19 protein-coding genes are annotated in these 16,863 nt (G+C 65.4%); 6 read left to right on the forward strand and 13 right to left on the reverse strand.

Translation table 11 applies throughout. The features are described 5' to 3' along the window. Positions 1 to 68: 68 nt before the first annotated feature. Complete coding sequence (gene rpsD, locus GL279_RS03335; RefSeq protein ID WP_155063188.1) at positions 69 to 689, reverse strand: 30S ribosomal protein S4; 621 nt, start codon at positions 687 to 689, stop codon at positions 69 to 71. Positions 690 to 885: 196 nt separating this feature from the next. Between rpsD and GL279_RS03340 the strand changes: the two genes are divergently transcribed. From GL279_RS03340 to GL279_RS03360, 5 genes are all read left to right on the forward strand, one after another. Further along, entirely contained in the window at positions 886 to 1,269 is a 384-nt protein-coding gene (locus tag GL279_RS03340) for a HesB/IscA family protein (RefSeq protein WP_155063189.1), read from the forward strand. A gap of 90 nt (positions 1,270 to 1,359) precedes the next feature. Then, positions 1,360 to 2,091 (forward strand): triose-phosphate isomerase, encoded by a 732-nt coding sequence (gene tpiA / locus GL279_RS03345; RefSeq protein WP_155063190.1) that lies wholly within the window; start codon positions 1,360 to 1,362, stop codon positions 2,089 to 2,091. Between the two features lie 131 nt (positions 2,092 to 2,222). Continuing rightward, entirely contained in the window at positions 2,223 to 3,269 is a 1,047-nt protein-coding gene (locus tag GL279_RS03350; RefSeq protein ID WP_155063191.1) for a methionine ABC transporter ATP-binding protein, read from the forward strand. Further along, positions 3,259 to 3,933 (forward strand): methionine ABC transporter permease, encoded by a 675-nt coding sequence (locus GL279_RS03355; RefSeq protein ID WP_155063192.1) that lies wholly within the window; start codon positions 3,259 to 3,261, stop codon positions 3,931 to 3,933. The genes GL279_RS03350 and GL279_RS03355 overlap by 11 nt, the downstream gene beginning before the upstream one ends. 17 nt (positions 3,934 to 3,950) lie before the next feature. Then, positions 3,951 to 4,727, forward strand: coding sequence for a MetQ/NlpA family ABC transporter substrate-binding protein (locus tag GL279_RS03360; RefSeq protein ID WP_155063193.1), 777 nt, complete (start codon positions 3,951 to 3,953; stop codon positions 4,725 to 4,727). A gap of 59 nt (positions 4,728 to 4,786) precedes the next feature. Here GL279_RS03360 and scpC read toward each other — a convergent pair whose 3' ends face one another. Together scpC and GL279_RS03370 are read right to left on the reverse strand one after the other, a co-directional pair. Further along, the gene (gene scpC / locus GL279_RS03365) at positions 4,787 to 6,289 is read right to left on the reverse strand and encodes a succinyl-CoA:acetate CoA-transferase ScpC (RefSeq protein WP_155063194.1); all 1,503 of its coding nucleotides are present in this window, start codon (positions 6,287 to 6,289) and stop codon (positions 4,787 to 4,789) included. A 132-nt stretch (positions 6,290 to 6,421) separates the two neighbouring features. Then, entirely contained in the window at positions 6,422 to 6,823 is a 402-nt protein-coding gene (locus GL279_RS03370) for a DoxX family protein (protein ID WP_155063195.1), read from the reverse strand. A gap of 120 nt (positions 6,824 to 6,943) precedes the next feature. On the opposite strand from GL279_RS03370, the gene GL279_RS03375 reads away from it, so the two are divergent. Beyond that, positions 6,944 to 7,855 carry a LysR family transcriptional regulator gene (locus tag GL279_RS03375; protein WP_155063196.1) on the forward strand — a complete coding sequence of 304 codons (912 nt, stop codon included), beginning with the start codon at positions 6,944 to 6,946 and terminating at the stop codon, positions 7,853 to 7,855. Here GL279_RS03375 and GL279_RS03380 read toward each other — a convergent pair. From GL279_RS03380 to coxB, 10 genes are all read right to left on the reverse strand, one after another. After that, entirely contained in the window at positions 7,818 to 9,218 is a 1,401-nt protein-coding gene (locus GL279_RS03380; RefSeq protein WP_155063197.1) for an FAD-binding oxidoreductase, read from the reverse strand. The two genes, GL279_RS03375 and GL279_RS03380, sit on opposite strands and share 38 nt — an antisense overlap. Then, positions 9,218 to 9,799, reverse strand: a complete 582-nt coding sequence (locus tag GL279_RS03385; RefSeq protein ID WP_155063198.1) for a GNAT family N-acetyltransferase — start codon at positions 9,797 to 9,799, stop codon at positions 9,218 to 9,220. Before GL279_RS03385 ends, GL279_RS03380 begins: the two co-directional genes overlap by 1 nt. After that, the gene (locus GL279_RS03390; protein ID WP_155063199.1) at positions 9,799 to 11,064 is read right to left on the reverse strand and encodes a M16 family metallopeptidase; all 1,266 of its coding nucleotides are present in this window, start codon (positions 11,062 to 11,064) and stop codon (positions 9,799 to 9,801) included. The genes GL279_RS03385 and GL279_RS03390 overlap by 1 nt, the downstream gene beginning before the upstream one ends. After that, positions 11,061 to 12,449 carry a threonine synthase gene (thrC, locus tag GL279_RS03395; RefSeq protein ID WP_155063200.1) on the reverse strand — a complete coding sequence of 463 codons (1,389 nt, stop codon included), beginning with the start codon at positions 12,447 to 12,449 and terminating at the stop codon, positions 11,061 to 11,063. The genes GL279_RS03390 and thrC overlap by 4 nt, the downstream gene beginning before the upstream one ends. Before the next feature lie 9 nt (positions 12,450 to 12,458). After that, positions 12,459 to 13,130 carry an SURF1 family protein gene (locus GL279_RS03400; protein WP_155063201.1) on the reverse strand — a complete coding sequence of 224 codons (672 nt, stop codon included), beginning with the start codon at positions 13,128 to 13,130 and terminating at the stop codon, positions 12,459 to 12,461. 61 nt (positions 13,131 to 13,191) lie between these two features. After that, positions 13,192 to 14,016, reverse strand: a complete 825-nt coding sequence (locus GL279_RS03405) for a cytochrome c oxidase subunit 3 (RefSeq protein ID WP_155063202.1) — start codon at positions 14,014 to 14,016, stop codon at positions 13,192 to 13,194. A 32-nt stretch (positions 14,017 to 14,048) separates the two neighbouring features. Continuing rightward, positions 14,049 to 14,624 (reverse strand): cytochrome c oxidase assembly protein, encoded by a 576-nt coding sequence (locus GL279_RS03410; RefSeq protein WP_155063203.1) that lies wholly within the window; start codon positions 14,622 to 14,624, stop codon positions 14,049 to 14,051. Then, positions 14,621 to 14,875 (reverse strand): hypothetical protein, encoded by a 255-nt coding sequence (locus GL279_RS03415; protein ID WP_155063312.1) that lies wholly within the window; start codon positions 14,873 to 14,875, stop codon positions 14,621 to 14,623. Before GL279_RS03415 ends, GL279_RS03410 begins: the two co-directional genes overlap by 4 nt. Continuing rightward, a complete protein-coding gene (gene cyoE, locus GL279_RS03420) occupies positions 14,875 to 15,804 on the reverse strand; it encodes a heme o synthase (protein ID WP_343039695.1) in 930 nt (309 codons plus the stop codon). Before cyoE ends, GL279_RS03415 begins: the two co-directional genes overlap by 1 nt. 9 nt (positions 15,805 to 15,813) lie before the next feature. Beyond that, positions 15,814 to 16,707, reverse strand: a complete 894-nt coding sequence (gene coxB / locus GL279_RS03425; RefSeq protein WP_155063204.1) for a cytochrome c oxidase subunit II — start codon at positions 16,705 to 16,707, stop codon at positions 15,814 to 15,816. Between the last annotated feature and the right edge of the window lie 156 nt (positions 16,708 to 16,863).

Here is a 16,863-nt window from a genome sequence, read left to right on the forward strand (position 1 = left end):
GGCCCATGCCACATGCGAAAAGGCCGCCCCCGAAGGGACGGCCCTGAAATCCGTCTGACCCGAAAGGATCAGTTCTTGGCGTAGAATTCGACGACCAGGTTCGGTTCCATCTGCACGGCATAGGGCACATCGCCCAGGGCCGGGGTGCGCACGAAGGTCGCGGTCATCTTGTTGTGGTCGACTTCCAGATAGTCCGGAACGTCACGCTCGGTCAGGGCGACGGCTTCCAGAACAATGGCCAGCTGGCGCGAACGCTCGCGGATCGAGACGACATCGCCTTCCTTGACGCGGTAGGACGCGATGTTCACGCGCTGGCCGTTCACTTCCACGTGGCCGTGGTTCACGAACTGACGGGCGGCAAAGATGGTCGGAACGAATTTCGCGCGGTAGACGATGGCATCCAGGCGGCGCTCCAGCAGGCCGACCAGGTTCTCACCGGTGTCGCCCTTGACGCGCTCGGCTTCCGCATAGATGCGGCGGAATTGCTTCTCGGTCAGGTCGCCGTAGTAGCCTTTGAGCTTCTGCTTGGCGCGCAGCTGGGTGCCGAAGTCCGACAGCTTGCCCTTGCGGCGCTGACCGTGCTGGCCCGGGCCGTATTCGCGCTTGTTCAGCGGCGACTTGGCGCGGCCCCAGATGTTTTCGCCCATGCGGCGGTCGATCTTGTACTTGGCAGCGGTGCGTTTGGTCATCGCTGATCTCCTTCTTATATGTTGTCGAAGGGCGTTGTCCTCTGGCATATTGCCTGACAGGGTTCCCCTTGCGGGGTCCACCAACACCAATGAAGCGGCGCTTATAGCCGCCACCTCCCCAGAGTCAAGCGCCGCAGGCCCTTGAGCGGCAGGTTTTCTGCACTTACATGACAGGCAGCGAACAAGGAAGGCGCGCATGTTCTCGATCCCCGGCAAGTCCCCCGTCACCATCACCGAGGCCGCTGAACGCCACATCTCGCGCCTGATGGCATCGAAATCCGCCGGCGGGCTGCGCATCGGCCTGAAGAAGGGCGGCTGCGCGGGCATGGAATACACCATGGAGATGGCCGACACCCCCGCGCCCGGCGATGAGGTGGTCGAACAGGGCGCGGCGCGCGTGATGATCGCGCCCACCGCGCAGATGTATATCTTTGGCACCGAGATCGACTATGAGACCGGCATGCTGGAATCCGGCTTCCGCTTTCGCAATCCGAATGTCACCGAAAGCTGCGGCTGCGGGGAATCGGTCAGTTTCGCCCTGCCCGGCAGTGCGGCCGCAGGCGCCCCGCCCAAGCTCTAAGGCTTTTCGCCACCGTTAGCGCACCCATTCTTGATCACCCCTGCCCCCCGTCCTAATCCCTTTCCCGACCATAAAATTCGGGAGAGAGACATGGCAGCGCGCAAACTGGCCGCCGGCAACTGGAAGATGAACGGAACGCGGGCGGCGCTGGCGGAAATTGACCAGATCCTGACCGAGGCGCAGCCAGGCTGCGATCTGCTGATCTGCCCGCCCGCGACGCTGATCCATGCCGTGGCCACCAAGGGCATTCCGACCGGCGGTCAGGATTGCCATGCCAACCCCTCGGGCGCGCATACCGGCGACATTGCCGCCGATCAGCTGCGCGATGCCGGGGCCAGCCACGTCATCCTGGGCCACTCCGAGCGCCGCACCGACCATGCCGAGACCGATGCCGCCGTCGCCGCGAAAGCCGTCGCCGCGCATCAGGCGGGTCTGATCGCCGTGATCTGCGTGGGCGAAACCGAGGCGCAGCGCGATGCCGGCGAAACGCTGGACGTGATCGCGGCGCAGCTGGCCGGCTCGGTCCCCGATTGCGCCACTGCCGCCAATACCGTGCTGGCCTATGAGCCGGTCTGGGCCATCGGCACCGGTCGCACCCCGACCAATGAGCAGATCGCCGAGGTCCATGCCCTGATGCGCGACCGCCTGTCGGCCCGCTTTGCCGACGGCGCGGACATGACGCTGCTTTACGGCGGCTCGGTCAAGCCCGGCAATGCCGCCGATATCTTTGCCATCCCGCATGTGAACGGCGCACTGGTCGGCGGCGCCAGCCTGAAGGCCAGCGATTTCTCTCCGATCATCGCGGCACTTGCCGCAGCGTAAATTTTACAGAACAGAACGGCGTTCCATCCAGCCGCGCGGCGATGGAACGCCGTTGCTGACAAAGCCCGCCCGGGCCCCTTGCCAAGCATACTGTCCCGCGCATAGCTCTGACCGGACATCAGGACGGACCCATGAGCGAAGCAGCCATCTCATTTCAGCGCGTCACGCGCCGCTATCCGCAAAAAGGCGGCAGCGACGTGGTGGCGCTGCATGACATCGACCTTGAGGTGCCGCAGGGCGCGGTGACCGGGATCATCGGCCGCTCGGGCGCGGGCAAATCGACGCTGCTGCGCATGGTGAACGGGCTCGAGCGCCCGTCCTCAGGGCAGGTCATCGTGAATGGCCATGACGTGGGTGCCGCCTCGGACAGCGCGCTGCGCCGGGTCCGGCGCGAGGTCGGGATGATTTTTCAGCACTTCAACTTGCTGGCCAGCCGCACCGTCGCCGAAAACATCGCATTGCCGCTGGAAATCGCGGGCGAGGCCCCGGCCAAGATCGCCCCGCGCGTCGCCGAACTGATCGAGCGCGTCGGCCTGACCGCGCAGGCAAAACGCTATCCGGCAGAGCTTTCGGGCGGCCAGAAACAGCGCGTCGGCATCGCCCGCGCACTTGCGACCGAGCCGCGCGTGCTGTTGTCGGACGAGGCCACCTCGGCGCTGGACCCTGACACCACGCGGCAGGTGCTGGAGCTTTTGCAGACCATCAACCGAGATCTCGGCCTGACCATCCTGCTGATCACCCATGAAATGGCCGTGGTGCGCGACATCTGCAGCCATGTCGCCGTAATCGAGGCCGGTCGCATCGTCGAGGCGGGCGAAACCTACGCCGTCTTCTCGCGCCCCCAGCACCCGACCACGCGCAGCTTCCTGAAAGGCGTGACCGGCGTCGCCATCCCGCATTTCGTCGCCACCATGATGACCCCGACGCCGCAGGGCCCCGAGGCCCAGGCGGTGGTGCAGGTGACCTTCACCGGCCGGCACGCCACCGATCCCATGCTGGCGCGCCTGACCGCCGAACATGGCGTCAGCGTTAATATCCTGGCCGGCGCCATCGAAGAGATCGGCGAGCAGCCCTTTGGCAGCCTGATCGTCGGCCTGCCCGCCGCCCGGCTGGCCGGATCAAAGGCGTTTCTGGAAGAACATGGACTGCTGACCGAGGTGCTTGGCTATGTCGGCTAATCTGATCCCGATCCTTTGGTCCTCGACCCTGCAAACGCTTTACATGGTCGCCATGTCGACGCTGATCGGCACGCTGATCGGCGGCCCGCTGGGCGTGTTTCTGGCTACCTCGCGCCGGGGTGAGCTGCTCTCGGCGCCGGTCCTCAACACCGTGCTGGGGCTGGTCGTGAACGCCGCCCGCTCGACCCCGTTCATCATTCTGGTGGTCGCGATCATCCCGCTGACCCGCATGATCGCCGGCACCTCGATCGGCACCACCGCGGCCATCGTCCCCCTGACCATCGCCGCCGCCCCTTTCATCGCCCGGCTGATCGAAACCGCCATCCGCGAGGTCGATGCCGGCCTGATCGAGGCCGCCCGCGCCATGGGCGCCACCCCCTTGCAGATCGTGCGCAAGGTGCTGGTCCCCGAGGCGCTGCCCGGCATCATTCTGGGCCTCACGCTCGCCGTGGTCAGCCTGATCGGCTATTCGGCCATGGTCGGCGCCGTCGGCGGCGAGGGTCTGGGCGATCTGGGCATCCGCTACGGCTATCAGCGCTTCATGCCCGAGGTGATGCTGGCCGTCGTCGTCATCCTGATCCTCTTGGTGCAGGCGATGCAATCCCTTGGGGAATGGATCGCCTCGCGCTTTGACAAACGCGCGCCCCGCAACCGGGGCCGGTAACCCTGAAAGGAGCCATCATGCGCAAACTCGCTCTCACCCTCTCGGCCCTCGCGCTCAGCGCCGCCATGGCCTCGGCCGAGGAAATCAAGGTCGGCGTCTCGGTCGGCGAACATGCCGAGATCATGGAACAGGTCGCCAAGGTCGCCAAGGACAAGGGGCTCGACATCGACATCGTCGAGTTCACCGATTACGTCGTGCCGAACCAGGCGCTGAACGACGGCGACCTGCAAGCCAACAGCTTCCAGCACCAGCCCTATCTGGACAACCAGATCAAGGACCGCGGCTTTGATCTGGTCGCCATCGGCAAGACCATCACCACCCCGATGGGCGTCTATTCGGCCAAGCTGAAGTCGCTGGACGATCTGCCCGAAGGCGGCAAGGTCGCGATCCCGAACGACCCGACCAATGGCGGTCGCGCGCTGCTGCTGTTGCAAGACAAGGGCCTGATCAAGCTGGCCGACGGCGTGGGCCTGACCCCCACCCCGCTGGACGTGGCCGAGAACGCCAGGAACCTCAAGTTCCTCGAACTCGACGCAGCCCAGCTGCCCCGCGCGCTGGCCGATGCCGATGTGGCGGTGATCAACACCAATTACGCACTGGAAGCCGGTCTGAACCCGGAAAAGAACGCCATCGCCATAGAGGCGGCCGAAAGCCCCTACGCCAATATCATCGTGGTACGCACCGCCGACAAGGATGCCCCCTGGGCGAAAACGCTGGTCGATTCCTACCACTCGGACGCGGTCAAGAAATACATCCAGGACAAATACCACGGCGCCGTCATCCCGGCCTGGTGATCTTCACCATTTTCCAAATACCCAAAAAAGCAACGCCCCGCATGACGCGGGGCGTTCGCCTATTCGGGCCGCATGCTGCCCGTGCGGCGCAGCCGGTCGTGCCATGACAGCGCCTCCTCCAGCAGATGCGGCGTATGCCCGCCCCGCACCAGCGCGCGGCCAAGATAATCCTCCAGCGCCGGACGCCATTCGGGGGCCACGCAATTTCGGATGATCACCCGCGCCCGCTCGCGCGGTGCCAGCCCGCGCAGATCGGCCAGCCCCTGCTCGGTCACCAGAATGTCCACGTCATGCTCGGTATGATCGACATGGCTGACCATCGGCACGACCGAGGAAATCCGCCCGCCCTTGGCCAGTGACTTGGTGACGAAAACCGACAGAAACGCGTTCCGCGCAAAATCGCCCGAGCCGCCGATGCCGTTCATCATGTTGGTGCCCATGACATGGGTCGAGTTCACATTGCCATAGATGTCGAATTCCAGCGCCGTGTTGATGCAGATCAGCCCCAGCCGCCGCACCACCTCGGGGTGGTTGGAAATCTCCTGCGGGCGCAGGATCAGCTTTGGCTTGTAGTCCTGAAACCGAGCCATCACCTCGGCATATTTCGGCGCGGACAGCGTGATGGATGATCCCGAGGCAAAGACCATCTTGCCGGCATCCATCAGATCGAAGGTCGAATCCTGCAAGACTTCGCTATACATCGTCAGGTCGTGAAACGGGCTGTCGATGAAGCCGTGCAGCACGGCATTGGCAATGGTGCCGATGCCGGCCTGCAAGGGTTGCAGATGGCTCGGCAGCCGGGAATGCGCAACTTCGTTTTTCAGGAAGTCGGTCAGATGCCCGGCGATGGCGCGGGTTTCCTCATCAGGTTCCTGCACGGTCGAGGAACTGTCGAGCTTGGTCGAGATCACGATGGCCGCGATCCGCTCGGGCGGGACCGGGATAAAGGGGAAACCGACCCGGCTTTCGGCGCTCACGACCGGAATCGGCGTCCGCGTCGGGCGATAGGTCGGGATATAGATGTCATGCAGCCCTTCCAGCTGCTCGGACTGGCTCAGGTTGATCTCGACGATGACCTTTTCCGCCAGCAGGGCAAAGCTGGCCGAGTTCCCGACCGAGGTGGTGGGCAGGATGCCGCCCTGTTCGGTGATCGCCACCGCCTCGATGATGGCGATGTCCACCGGCGGCAACTGACAGGTGCGCAACTGCTCGACCGTCTCGGACAGGTGCTGGTCGATATACATGACCTCGCCCGCGTTGATGGCGCGGCGCAGCGCCGGGTCGGACATGAAGGGAATGCGGCGCGACAGCAGCTGCGCCTCGGCCATGGTCTTGTCCAGATCATTGCCCAGCGAGGCCCCAGTCATCAGCGTGACCTTCATCGGGTTCTGGCGGGCCCGTTCGGCCAGCGCCATCGGCACCGCCTTGGCCTCGCCCGCACGGGTAAAGCCCGACATGCCCAGCACCATGCCGTCATGGATCAGGCTGGCCGCCTGTTCGGCACTGACGACGCGTTCGCGCAGCCCCTTGTGGCGGATGCGGTGCAGAAAATCCTCGGTCATGTGGCCCTCCCTTGGCATGGCTCCTCCTAGGCCCAAACCGTCAGAACCGCAAATCAACCCGGCCATGCACGAAACGAAAGGCCGGCCCAAAGGCCGACCTTGGCAAGATTGTTACCTGCCCGTTACAGAGGCTCAGCTGCGCTTGGCCAGCGACCAGCGGCCATCGCCCAAGAGCGCCAGCGCCAGCATGACCACGGCCCAAAGCACCGGGTATTCCCAGCCGCCGCCGGTGTTCGAGAAGGTAAAGCCGTTGCCGCCATGGCCGAACCAGCCGGCACCCAGCAGCACCGGAACCATCAAAAGCGCGACATAGCGCGTGGCGACGCCGGCCAGCAGCGCAAGGCCGCCCGCGATCTCGATCACCAGCGTCAGATAGCCCAGCGCGCCGGGCAGGCCGATGGATTGGAAATAGCCGGCGGTCCCGGCGGGGGTAAAGATGAACAGCTTGATCAGGCCATGGACCAGGAACCAGGCGCCCGTCACGAGGCGCAGCAGGAAGGCGGCCAGATCGGCATTGTTTTCGGAGTCAGTCATAGCGGGTATCCTTGCAGGATGATGTCGGAGTGATGTCTTGATGAGGCGAATTTAGCGCTTGGCCATTATCCCGAAAATGGGCATATTCGCCGAAACATTATCTCCGCCTCAGGGAATATCATGGATCGGATCGACGGGCTGCGCGCCTTTGTTGCCGTGGTGGACGCCGGCTCGTTCACGCGCGCCAGCGAACGCCTCGGCATCTCGAACAAGCTGGTCAGCAAATATGTCGCCGCGCTGGAGGCCCAGCAGGGGGTCACCTTGCTGAACCGCACCACGCGCGCGCTGTCACTGACGCCGGCGGGCGAGCGTTTTCTGGGCGGCGCGCGACGCGTGCTTTCGACCGTCGAGGAACTGGACGCCGAGACCCGCGCCGAAGAGGGCAGCCTAGCCGGCCGGCTGCGCATCACCGCGCCGGTGACCTTTGGCGAGATGTTCGTGGCCGAGCTGACCTGCGACTTTATCCACCGCAACCCCGGCATCAGCATCGACCTGCGGCTGACCGACCGCTATGTCGATCTGGCGGCCGAGGGCTTTGATCTGGCGCTGCGCATCGGCGTTCTGGCCGATTCCAGCCTGATCGGCCGCCGCATCGGCGGCACCGAAAGCTGGGTCGTGGCCAGCCCCGGCTATATCGCCGCGCATGGCCGGCCGCGCCACCCGCAAGAGCTGCGCGACCATCAGGTGATCCGCGACAGCAACACCGCCAATACCCATCGCAGCACTTTCGTGATCGAGGGCCGCGCCGTCAGCGTGCCCCTGCCCGGCCGCATCACCGTGAACAGCCCGCAGGCGGTGCGCAAGCTGGCGCTCCTATCCGAAGGGCTGGCGCTGATCCCGCGCTTTGTCATCGCCGAAGACGTGGCGCAGGGCCGGCTGGAACGGCTGCTGGCCGGTTTCGCCGGGCCGCAGCTGGACATTCAGGCGCTTTACCTGCCGCAGCCCTTCATCCCGCCGCGGCTGAACGCCTATCTGGACCATCTGCGCACCAACCTCACGCCCGTGCTGAAAGAACCGCTCCCGGGTTCATGATGCCCAAGGGGTCCAAGCTGTCCTTAAGCGCGCGCATCACCGCCAGCCGCGCCGGATCGCCCCAGTGCTGCAATTCCGCGACCTTCAGTCGGCCGACGCCATGCTCGGCCGAAAACGAGCCGCCGCGATCCACCACCATCTGATGCACCCGCCGCGACAGCGCCTTGCGGCGGTCGTCGTAATCCTCGCGCCGCCGGCCTGCTGCCGGGAACAGGTTGTAATGCAGGTTGCCATCGCCCAGATGGCCAAAGCAGTTGATCCGCACGCCCTCGGGGGCCAGCGCCGCATCCGCTGCCGCGATGAAGCCCGCGATTTCCGACAGCGGCAGGCTGATGTCATGGCTGGCGATGGCACCGATGCGGCGGTTGGCTTCGGGCAGATGCTCGCGCAGGTTCCAGAAATCGACGGCCTGCTGGCCCGATTGCGCAATGGCGCCGTCCAGCACCAGATCGCGCTCCATCGCTTCGGTCAGCAGGCTTTCCAGCGCGGCTTCGGGGGCCAGCCCCATGGGCAGGCCGACCTCGATCAGCACCGACCATGGCGCGCCGGGCAAGGGCTGGCGGATCCCCGGCAGCACCTCGGCCAGAAAGGCCAGCCCCTGCCCCGAGATCAGCTCGAATGCGGTGACGCCGCCCGCCATCCGCCCCTCGGCCAGCGACAAAAGCGTCAGCGCCGCCTCGGGCGAGGGCACCTGCAACATGGCGGTGCCGATGCCGGCGGGTGGCACCACCAGCTTGAGGCTGGCGGCGGTGATGATCCCCAGCGTGCCCTCGGCACCGATCAGCAGGTCGCGGATGTCATAGCCGGTATTGTCTTTGCGCAGCCGCTTGAGGTCATGCAGCACGCGGCCATCGGGCAACACCGCCTCGATCCCCAGACACAGCGCGCGGGCCGTGCCATACCGCAGCGCGGTGACGCCGCCGGCATTGGTCGCCAGATTGCCGCCAATCGCCGCCGTGCCTTGCGCGGCCAGCGACAGCGGAAACAGCCGCCCGACGCCCGACGCCGCATCGCGCACCGCCTGCAAGGTCATCCCGGCCTCGGCCACCAGCACGTTTTCCTCGGGGTAGATGGCGCGCAGCGCGGTCATCCGCTCCAGCGACAGGATCAGCGGCGCGGGTCCCTCGGGCATGACCTGCCCGGCGACCAGCCCGGTGCCACCGCCGCGCGGCACGATGCCGACGCGGGCCTCGGCGCAGGCGCGCACCACGGCCGCGACCTCATCGGTGCTGCGCGGCGCTGCGACCAGACCGGCCTGACCGCGATAGCGGCCGCGCGGTTCCTCCAGATAGGCCGGCGCGATCTCGCGCAGCACGCCTTCGGGCAGGCGCGCGGCCAGCGCCTCATCGGCCGGGTTCAGCATCAGCGCACCTCGGTCTTGCCGCGCCGGTCGTGGCGCAGGTTGGAATACAGTACATGATTGCGCCAGCGGCCGTTGATCTGCAGATAGCTTTGCGCCACGCCCTCGTATTTGAAGCCGGATTTCTCCAGCACCCCGCGCGAGGCGTGGTTTTCCGGCAGGCAGGCGGCCTCGATCCGGCTGAGGTCCATGGCGCTGAACGCATGGCGCACCAGCCCGTCGATGGCCTCGCGCATATAGCCCTGCCGGGCAAAGGGCTGGCCGATCCAATAGCCGATGGTGCCCGATTGCGCCGGGCCGCGCCGGATATTGTCCAGCGTGATCGCGCCCAGCAGCATGCCGTCGCGACGGATCAGGAACAGCGGCAGCGCGGTGCCATTGCGGCTGGCGCGCTGCGCCCAATAGACGCGGTTGGTGAAACTGCGCCGTGACAGGTGGTCCGGCGCCCAGACCGGCTCCCACGGGGTCAGAAAGGCGCGGCTTTCCACCCGCAGCGCCAGCCAGCAGGCGTGATCGGCATGCTCGGGCAGGCGCAGCACCATCCGCTCGGTTTCCAGAAGCGGCGGACGGCGGCGGAAAAGCATCAGGCGGCAAGCCTTTCGGCCAGTTTCTCGCGCGAGGGCGCCCCCTTGACCGGACCATAGAGTGCCAGCGCCGGGCGGGCATTCTGGATCAGCCGCTGGGCGTGGGCGCGCACATCGGCCACGGTCACCGCGTCAATGCGGGCGGCAACCTCGGCCGGCTCCGAAATCCGGCCCCAGATCGCCAGCGACCGTGCCATGCGCTCGGCCTGACCGGTCGGGCTTTCCAGCCCCATCAGCAGCCCCGCCTTGAGCTGCGCCCGGGCCCGCGCGATCTCGGCCTCGCTCATGTCCTCGGCCGAACGCTTCAGCTCGTCCACGGTCAGATGCGCCAGATCGCCGACCTGATCGCCCGAGGTTCCGGCATAGATCGTCACCATGCCGGTGTCGTCGTGAAAGCCCGATTGCGCAAAGATCGAATAGCACAGACCGCGTTCCTCGCGGATCTTCTGGAACAGGCGCGAGGACATGCCGCCCCCCAGTGCCGAGGTCCAGATCTGCGCGGCATAGAAATCCGGGTCCTGATAGCCGGGGCCCTCGAAGGCCAGCGCGAAATGCGCCTGTTCCAGCTTCTTGACCCGCCGCGCCTCGGCGCCCTTCCAGCGGGCGGGTTCGCGCGTGGTGCCGGCGCGCTGCACCAGATGCGCAAAGGTTGCCTCTACCTGACGCAGGATCTTGTCGTGATCGACGGCGCCGGCGGCAGCGACGATCATGCGCTCGGGGCCGTAATGTTCGGTGATAAAGCCCGACAGATCCTCGCGCGAGAAATGGCTGACCCGTTCGGCCGGACCCAGGATCGTGCGGCCCATGGGCTGGTCGGGATAGGCCGCCTCTTGCAGCCAGTCAAAGATCACGTCGTCGGGCGTGTCCAGCGACTGGCCGATTTCCTGCAGGATGACGCCACGCTCGACCTCGATCTCGCGCGCGTCGAAGATCGGGTTCAGCACGATGTCCGACAGCACGTCCAGCGCCATCGGCACATCACCCGACAGCACCCGCACGTAATAGCTGGTCACATCGCGCGAGGTATAGGCGTTGATATAGCCGCCAACGTTCTCGATGGCCTCGGCAATTTGCAGGGGCGTGCGCGTCGGCGTGCCCTTGAAGGCCATATGCTCAAGGAAATGCGCGATGCCGTTCTGGTCGGCGCGTTCGTCGCGGCAACCCGCGTTCACCCAGATGCCGATGGCGGCCGAATGCAGGCCGGGCATGTCGCGGGTGACGACGCGCAGACCATTCGAAAGCGTGCTGATGCGGGTCTGGTTCAAGCGGTCCTCCGTGCAAGGATCAGGGATTTAAGCTGATCCGCGTCGTTTTCAACCTGGGTGGTGCGTTCGGGACGACCGAACAGATCGGCCATATGCGGCGGCAGTTCGGGGCGGATGCCGATGGCGGCCTCGACCGCATCGGGGAATTTCGCCGGATGCGCGGTCGCCAGCGTGATCATCGGCACGCCGGGACGGATATGGCCGCGCGCGATGGCGACCCCTACGGCGGTATGCGGACAGATCACCTCGCCGGTTTCGGCGCGGATGGTGGCGATCATCGCGGTGGTCTCATCCTCGGACACGCGGCCGGACTCGAAGGTCTCGCGCAGCGCCTGAAGCGCGCCCTGGCTGATGGCGAAGCCGCCCGATTTCAGCTCGTCCATCAGCTGGCTGACCGCCACGCCGTCGCGGCCATAGGCAAGCCACAGCGCGCGTTCAAAGTTCGAGCTGACCTGAATGTCCATCGAGGGGCTGATCGAGGGCTCGACCGTGCCAACGCGGTATTCGCCGGTGGCCAGCGCCCGGTGCAGGATGTCGTTCTGGTTCGTCGCGACCACCAGCCGCCCGACGGGCAGGCCCATGGCCTTGGCAATCGAGCCGGCAAAGATGTCGCCGAAATTGCCGGTGGGCACGGTAAAGTCGATCTCGCGCCCCGGTGCGCCCAGCGATACGGCGGCGGTGAAGTAATAGACGATCTGCGCCAGCACCCGCGCCCAGTTGATCGAGTTCACGCCCGCCAGATGCACCTCGTCACGGAAGGCATGGTCGTTGAACAGATCCTTCAGCCGCGCCTGACAATCGTCGAAGGTGCCGGCCACGGCCAGCGCATGGACGTTCTCTTCCGCAGGCGTGGTCATCTGCCGGCGCTGCACCTCGCTGACGCGGCCATGCGGATACATGATGAACACATCGACATTGGGCAGACCCTTGAAGGCCTCGATCGCGGCCGAGCCGGTATCGCCCGAGGTCGCGCCCAGAATGGTGATACGGTCGCCCGATTTCGCCAGCGCCAGCTGGAACAGCTGGCCGATCAGCTGCATGGCGAAATCCTTGAAGGCGATGGTCGGCCCGTGGAACAGTTCCAGCAAGTGATGCCCCGGCGCCAGCTGCACCAGAGGCGCGCGGGCCACATGGTCAAAGCCGGCATAGGCGCGGGCGATGGCGCCGCGCAGCTCGTCCTGCGAGAAGCTGTCGCCGACAAACGGCGTGATCACGCGCAGCGCCACTTCCTCATAGGGCAGGCCCTCGAACGCCGCGATCTCTTCGGCCGAGAAGGTGGGGATGGTCTCTGGCAGATACAGCCCACCGTCGCGGGCAAGGCCCGTCATCATGGCTTGCGAGAAATCCAGAACCTCTGCCCGGCCTCGGGTCGAAACGTAGCGCATCGTGATCCTCTAGTATTGACGTTGCCTGATACGCCAGATCAACGCCCCTGTCATCCCTGCCCAGGCCGCAGCGATCATGAACCATTGCATGGCATAGCTGAGATGGTTGTTCGGAATGCCGTCGATGGCGACCGGGATCGGCTGCACGCCCTGCTGATCGCCCGCCACCTCGGCCGCGACGACCAGAACCGGCTGCGTACCCAGCTGCGCGGCCATGGCCGGCACGTCGCGGGCGAACCAGATGTTCTGGTCCAGGTTCGGCGCGGGTGTCGCGCTGCCCTTTTCTTGCGGCCAGTGCAGGTTGCCGACCACTTGCAGATGCACCGGCGGGCGCGGGTCGTGCTTGTGATCCTGATCGACAAAGCCGCGATCCAGAAGGATATGGCGCCCGTCATCGGTGACAAAGCCCGAGACGACCTGATAGCCGCCACCGGATTCGCGCGTGCCTGACAGCACGTCGATCTCGTCCCCGGTGGTGGTGCCCGAGACCAGCACCGGCAGGTATTTCATCGACGGGTCGATGCTGGCGGGCAGCGGGGCGGGTGCGCCTTCGATGCCGCGCTGGATCTGATCCAGCATCGCCTCTTTCCAGGCCAGACGCTGCAATTGCCAGACGCCAAGGGAAATCAGGATGGCGCAGCCGACGACGCCCAGAATCAGCGGGAACAGATAGCGGCGCATGAAGCCTTCCACCAGAAAACGGCGCGGCCTGTGCCGCGCCGCCGGAAAAGACGGGGCTGGATCAGCGGCCCCAGATATAGATCACGACGAACAGGAACAGCCAGACCACGTCGACGAAGTGCCAATACCAGGCCGCCGCCTCGAAGCCGACATGCTGTTTCTGCGTCATCTGCCCGCGCTGGAACCGGATCAGGCAGACCAGCAGAAAGATGGTGCCGATGATGACATGGGCGCCGTGGAACCCGGTCGCCATGTAGAAAGTGCCGGCATAGACCGTATCGGCCAGACCGAATGCCGCGTGGCTGTATTCATAGGCTTGCAGGCCGGTAAAGCACAGACCCAGGATCACGGCGACGATCAGGCCGCGGATCGTGGTCTTGCGGTCGCCGTCATGCACAAACGCATGGTGCGCCCAGGTCACGGCGACACCCGACAACAGCAGGATCAGCGTGTTGATCAGCGGCAGGTGCCACGGGTCAAAGGTGGCGATACCCTCGGGCGGCCAGACGCCATCCTTGATCGGGCTCATCGGCCCCATCGGATAAAGCGCGTTCTTGATGAAGGCCCAGAACCAGGCGACGAAGAACATCACTTCGGACATGATGAACAGGATGAAGCCGTATTGCAGGCCGATGCGGACGACCGGCGTATGCTCGCCCTCTTCGCCCTCGCGCACCACGTCGGCCCACCAGCCGAACATGACGTAAAGCACCGCGACCAGACCGATCAGGAACATCCAGGGGCCATGCACCGGCAGGCTCAGCACGGTGATGCCCTTCATCCAGGCCACCGCGCCGGTCAGCATCACGAAGGCGCTGATCGCGCCCAAAAACGGCCAGATCGACGGCGGAAGGATCTGATAGTCGTGGTTCTTTACATGGGCCATGGCTGCGTTCCGCTGTTGCTGCGTCTTGTTGCTCAGTTCGTGGTCGTTGTCGTCTTGCCGGTGTCCAGCGCCGCCTGCTTGGGTTCGGCGGTCCGGTGGAAGGTATAGGACAGGGTGATGTCGCGCACCCGCCCCGCGTCGCGGTCATCGACAAGACCGGGATCGACGAAGAAGCTGACCGGCATCTCGACCCGCTCGCCGGGTTGCAGGGTCTGCTCGGTAAAGCAGAAGCACTCGATCTTGTTGAAATAATAGCCCGCGACATCGGGGGCGACGTTGTAGCTGGCCGAGCCGGTGACCGGCTGGTCGGTGTTGTTGACCGCCTCGTAGAAGGCGATGGCGTTTTCGCCGATGCGCAGCTTCATCTCGTGCTGCATGGGGCGGAAGGTCCAGCCCATGTTCGGATCGACATTGGCGTCAAAGCGCACGCGCACGGTTTCGTCCAGCACCTCGTCGGGGCTGGCAGAGGCGACATTCGTGGTGCCGCCATAGCCGGTGGTGCGGCAGAACCAGTCGTAGAACGGCACCGCCGCCCAGCTGAGCGCGCACATGACCGCAGCGACCCCGGCGAGCCAGGCAAAGGTGCGGCCGTTCGATCTGTTGCTCATGGCTTGATCCCCGCCTCGGCGCCCGGGGTGCCCGGTGCGGCGCGCGGCGCGGTGGCGGCCGGCGGGTTCGGATCCACCGGCAGGCGCGAAGCCTGCGGGCGGTGATCATACCCCTCCATCATGTCGCCCTGGGTGATCTTGACCACCGACAGGCCAAAGACCAGCGCGACAAAGGCCGCCAGCACCAGCGCCAGCCCGACATTGCGACTGCGCCGCCGCCTGTGCAGTTCATGTTCGACATGCAGCGCCATCACCACGCCCCGATCCAATGTTGCACCAGCAGCGCAAGGAAATGCAGGAACAGGTAATAGAGCGACAGGCGGAAGAACTTGCGTTCGGTCTTGTAATGATCGGCGACGGCCTGCTCCTCGGTCCGGCGCAGGATGCGCCAGCCGCCAAGGATGAACAGCGCGTTCAGCACCAGCGCGACCGACAGGTAGAACCAGCCGCCGACCGAGGTCAGCCCCAGCCAGATCGCAAACGGCGCCAGCACCAGCGTATAGCCAAAGATATGCCGGCGGGTGGCAGCACGACCATGCGTCACGGTCAGCATCGGCACGCCGGCCTTGTGGTAGTCCTCTTTCATGAACAGCGCCAACGCCCAGAAATGCGGCGGCGTCCAGAAGAAGATCAGCGCGAACATCAGAAGCGATTCGATGCCGATGCCGCCGGTGGCACAGGCCCAGCCGATCATCGGCGGGAAGGCCCCGGCCGCGCCACCGATGACGATGTTCTGCGGCGTCGAGCGTTTCAGCCAGATCGTGTAGACCACGGCATAAAAGAAGATGGTGAAGGCCAGAAAACCCGCCGCGAACCAGTTCGCCGCCAGCCCCAGCATCATCACCGACAGGCCCGACAGCGCCAGCCCGACCGCCAGCGCATCGCCCGCCGGCACCCGGCCCGAGGGCACGGGGCGGCCGGCCGTGCGCTTCATCACCGCGTCGATATCGGCGTCATACCACATGTTCAGCGCACCCGAGGCGCCGCCGCCCAGAGCGATGAACAACACCGCGCAGAAGGCCACGAACGGGTTCATGCCCACCGGCGCGATCCACAGCCCGACAAAGGCCGTAAACACCACCAGCGACATGACGCGCGGCTTCAGCAGCGCAACGTAGTCCCCAAAGCCCGCCTCGAAACCGTTCTCGGCGGGCCCGTCATATGCGTTGATACCGGCCACGTCGCGCCCTTACTCGGCCGCGGCCAGCTTGATCGGCTGGGCCGGCAGGTAATCCGAGGCATCGGCAGCGAATTCGGCTTTCGCACCGGCAAGCCAGGCGTCGTATTTCTCTTGGCTGACGGCCTTGACCACGATGGGCATATAGGCGTGGTTGATGCCGCAGAGTTCCGAGCACTGGCCAAAGAACACGCCTTCCTTGTCGGCCTCGAACCACAGCTGCGCGATCCGGCCCGGCACGGCGTCCTGTTTCACGGCGAAGGCCGGCACGGTCCAGCTGTGGATCACATCGGTCGCGGTGACCTGCACCAGCACCTTCTTGCCCACCGGCACCACGACCGGGTTGTCGGCGGCCAGCAGATATTCATCCTCGCTGTAGCCGGCACCGGCCAGAGCGTCTTTTTCCAGCAGCAGGGCATCGAAGGCCACGCCGTCATTGGGATATTCGTAGGACCAGTACCACTGGTGGCCGATGGCCTTGATCACCAGATCCGGATCGTTGGGCATTTCCTGACTGCGGAACAGCGCCGGCAGCGAGAACACCCCGATGCTGACAAGGATCAGCACCGGCACCAGCGTCCATGCGATCTCAAGCGGGGTGTTATGCGTGAACCGGGCCGGGACAGGATTGGCACGCCGGTTGTAGCGCAGGATACAGATCAGCAGCAGCAGGCAGACAAAGATCGTCACCGCCGAGATGATATAAAGCACGAAATGATCCAGCCATTGCTGGTCATGCGCCAGCGGGCTGGAGGCGGGTTGGAAGCCCATGCCCTTCGCATGCGGCTTGCCGATCACCGGCAGCTCGCCCAGCACTTCCTGAGCGAGGGCAGGCATCGCCACCACAGCCGCAAGTCCAAGGCCAGTTACCGCCGCCAGAGCGCGGCGCATCGTCGCAATTGCCATAGTCCCATCCCGTTGCCTACTGTGCCGCCGACGGGCTCCTGTCCTCCAGCCCGGCCGGCATCGGTCCTGTTTGAGAACCATATCTTCCCCTCACGGGCAAGTCATACCTATCGACTTACGACCAAAAAACCCCTAGTCGGTGCTTCTTGGCAAAGG

Origin of the sequence: Paracoccus limosus, assembly GCF_009711185.1 — a bacterium.
In the GTDB taxonomy this organism is placed as follows: domain Bacteria; phylum Pseudomonadota; class Alphaproteobacteria; order Rhodobacterales; family Rhodobacteraceae; genus Paracoccus; species Paracoccus limosus.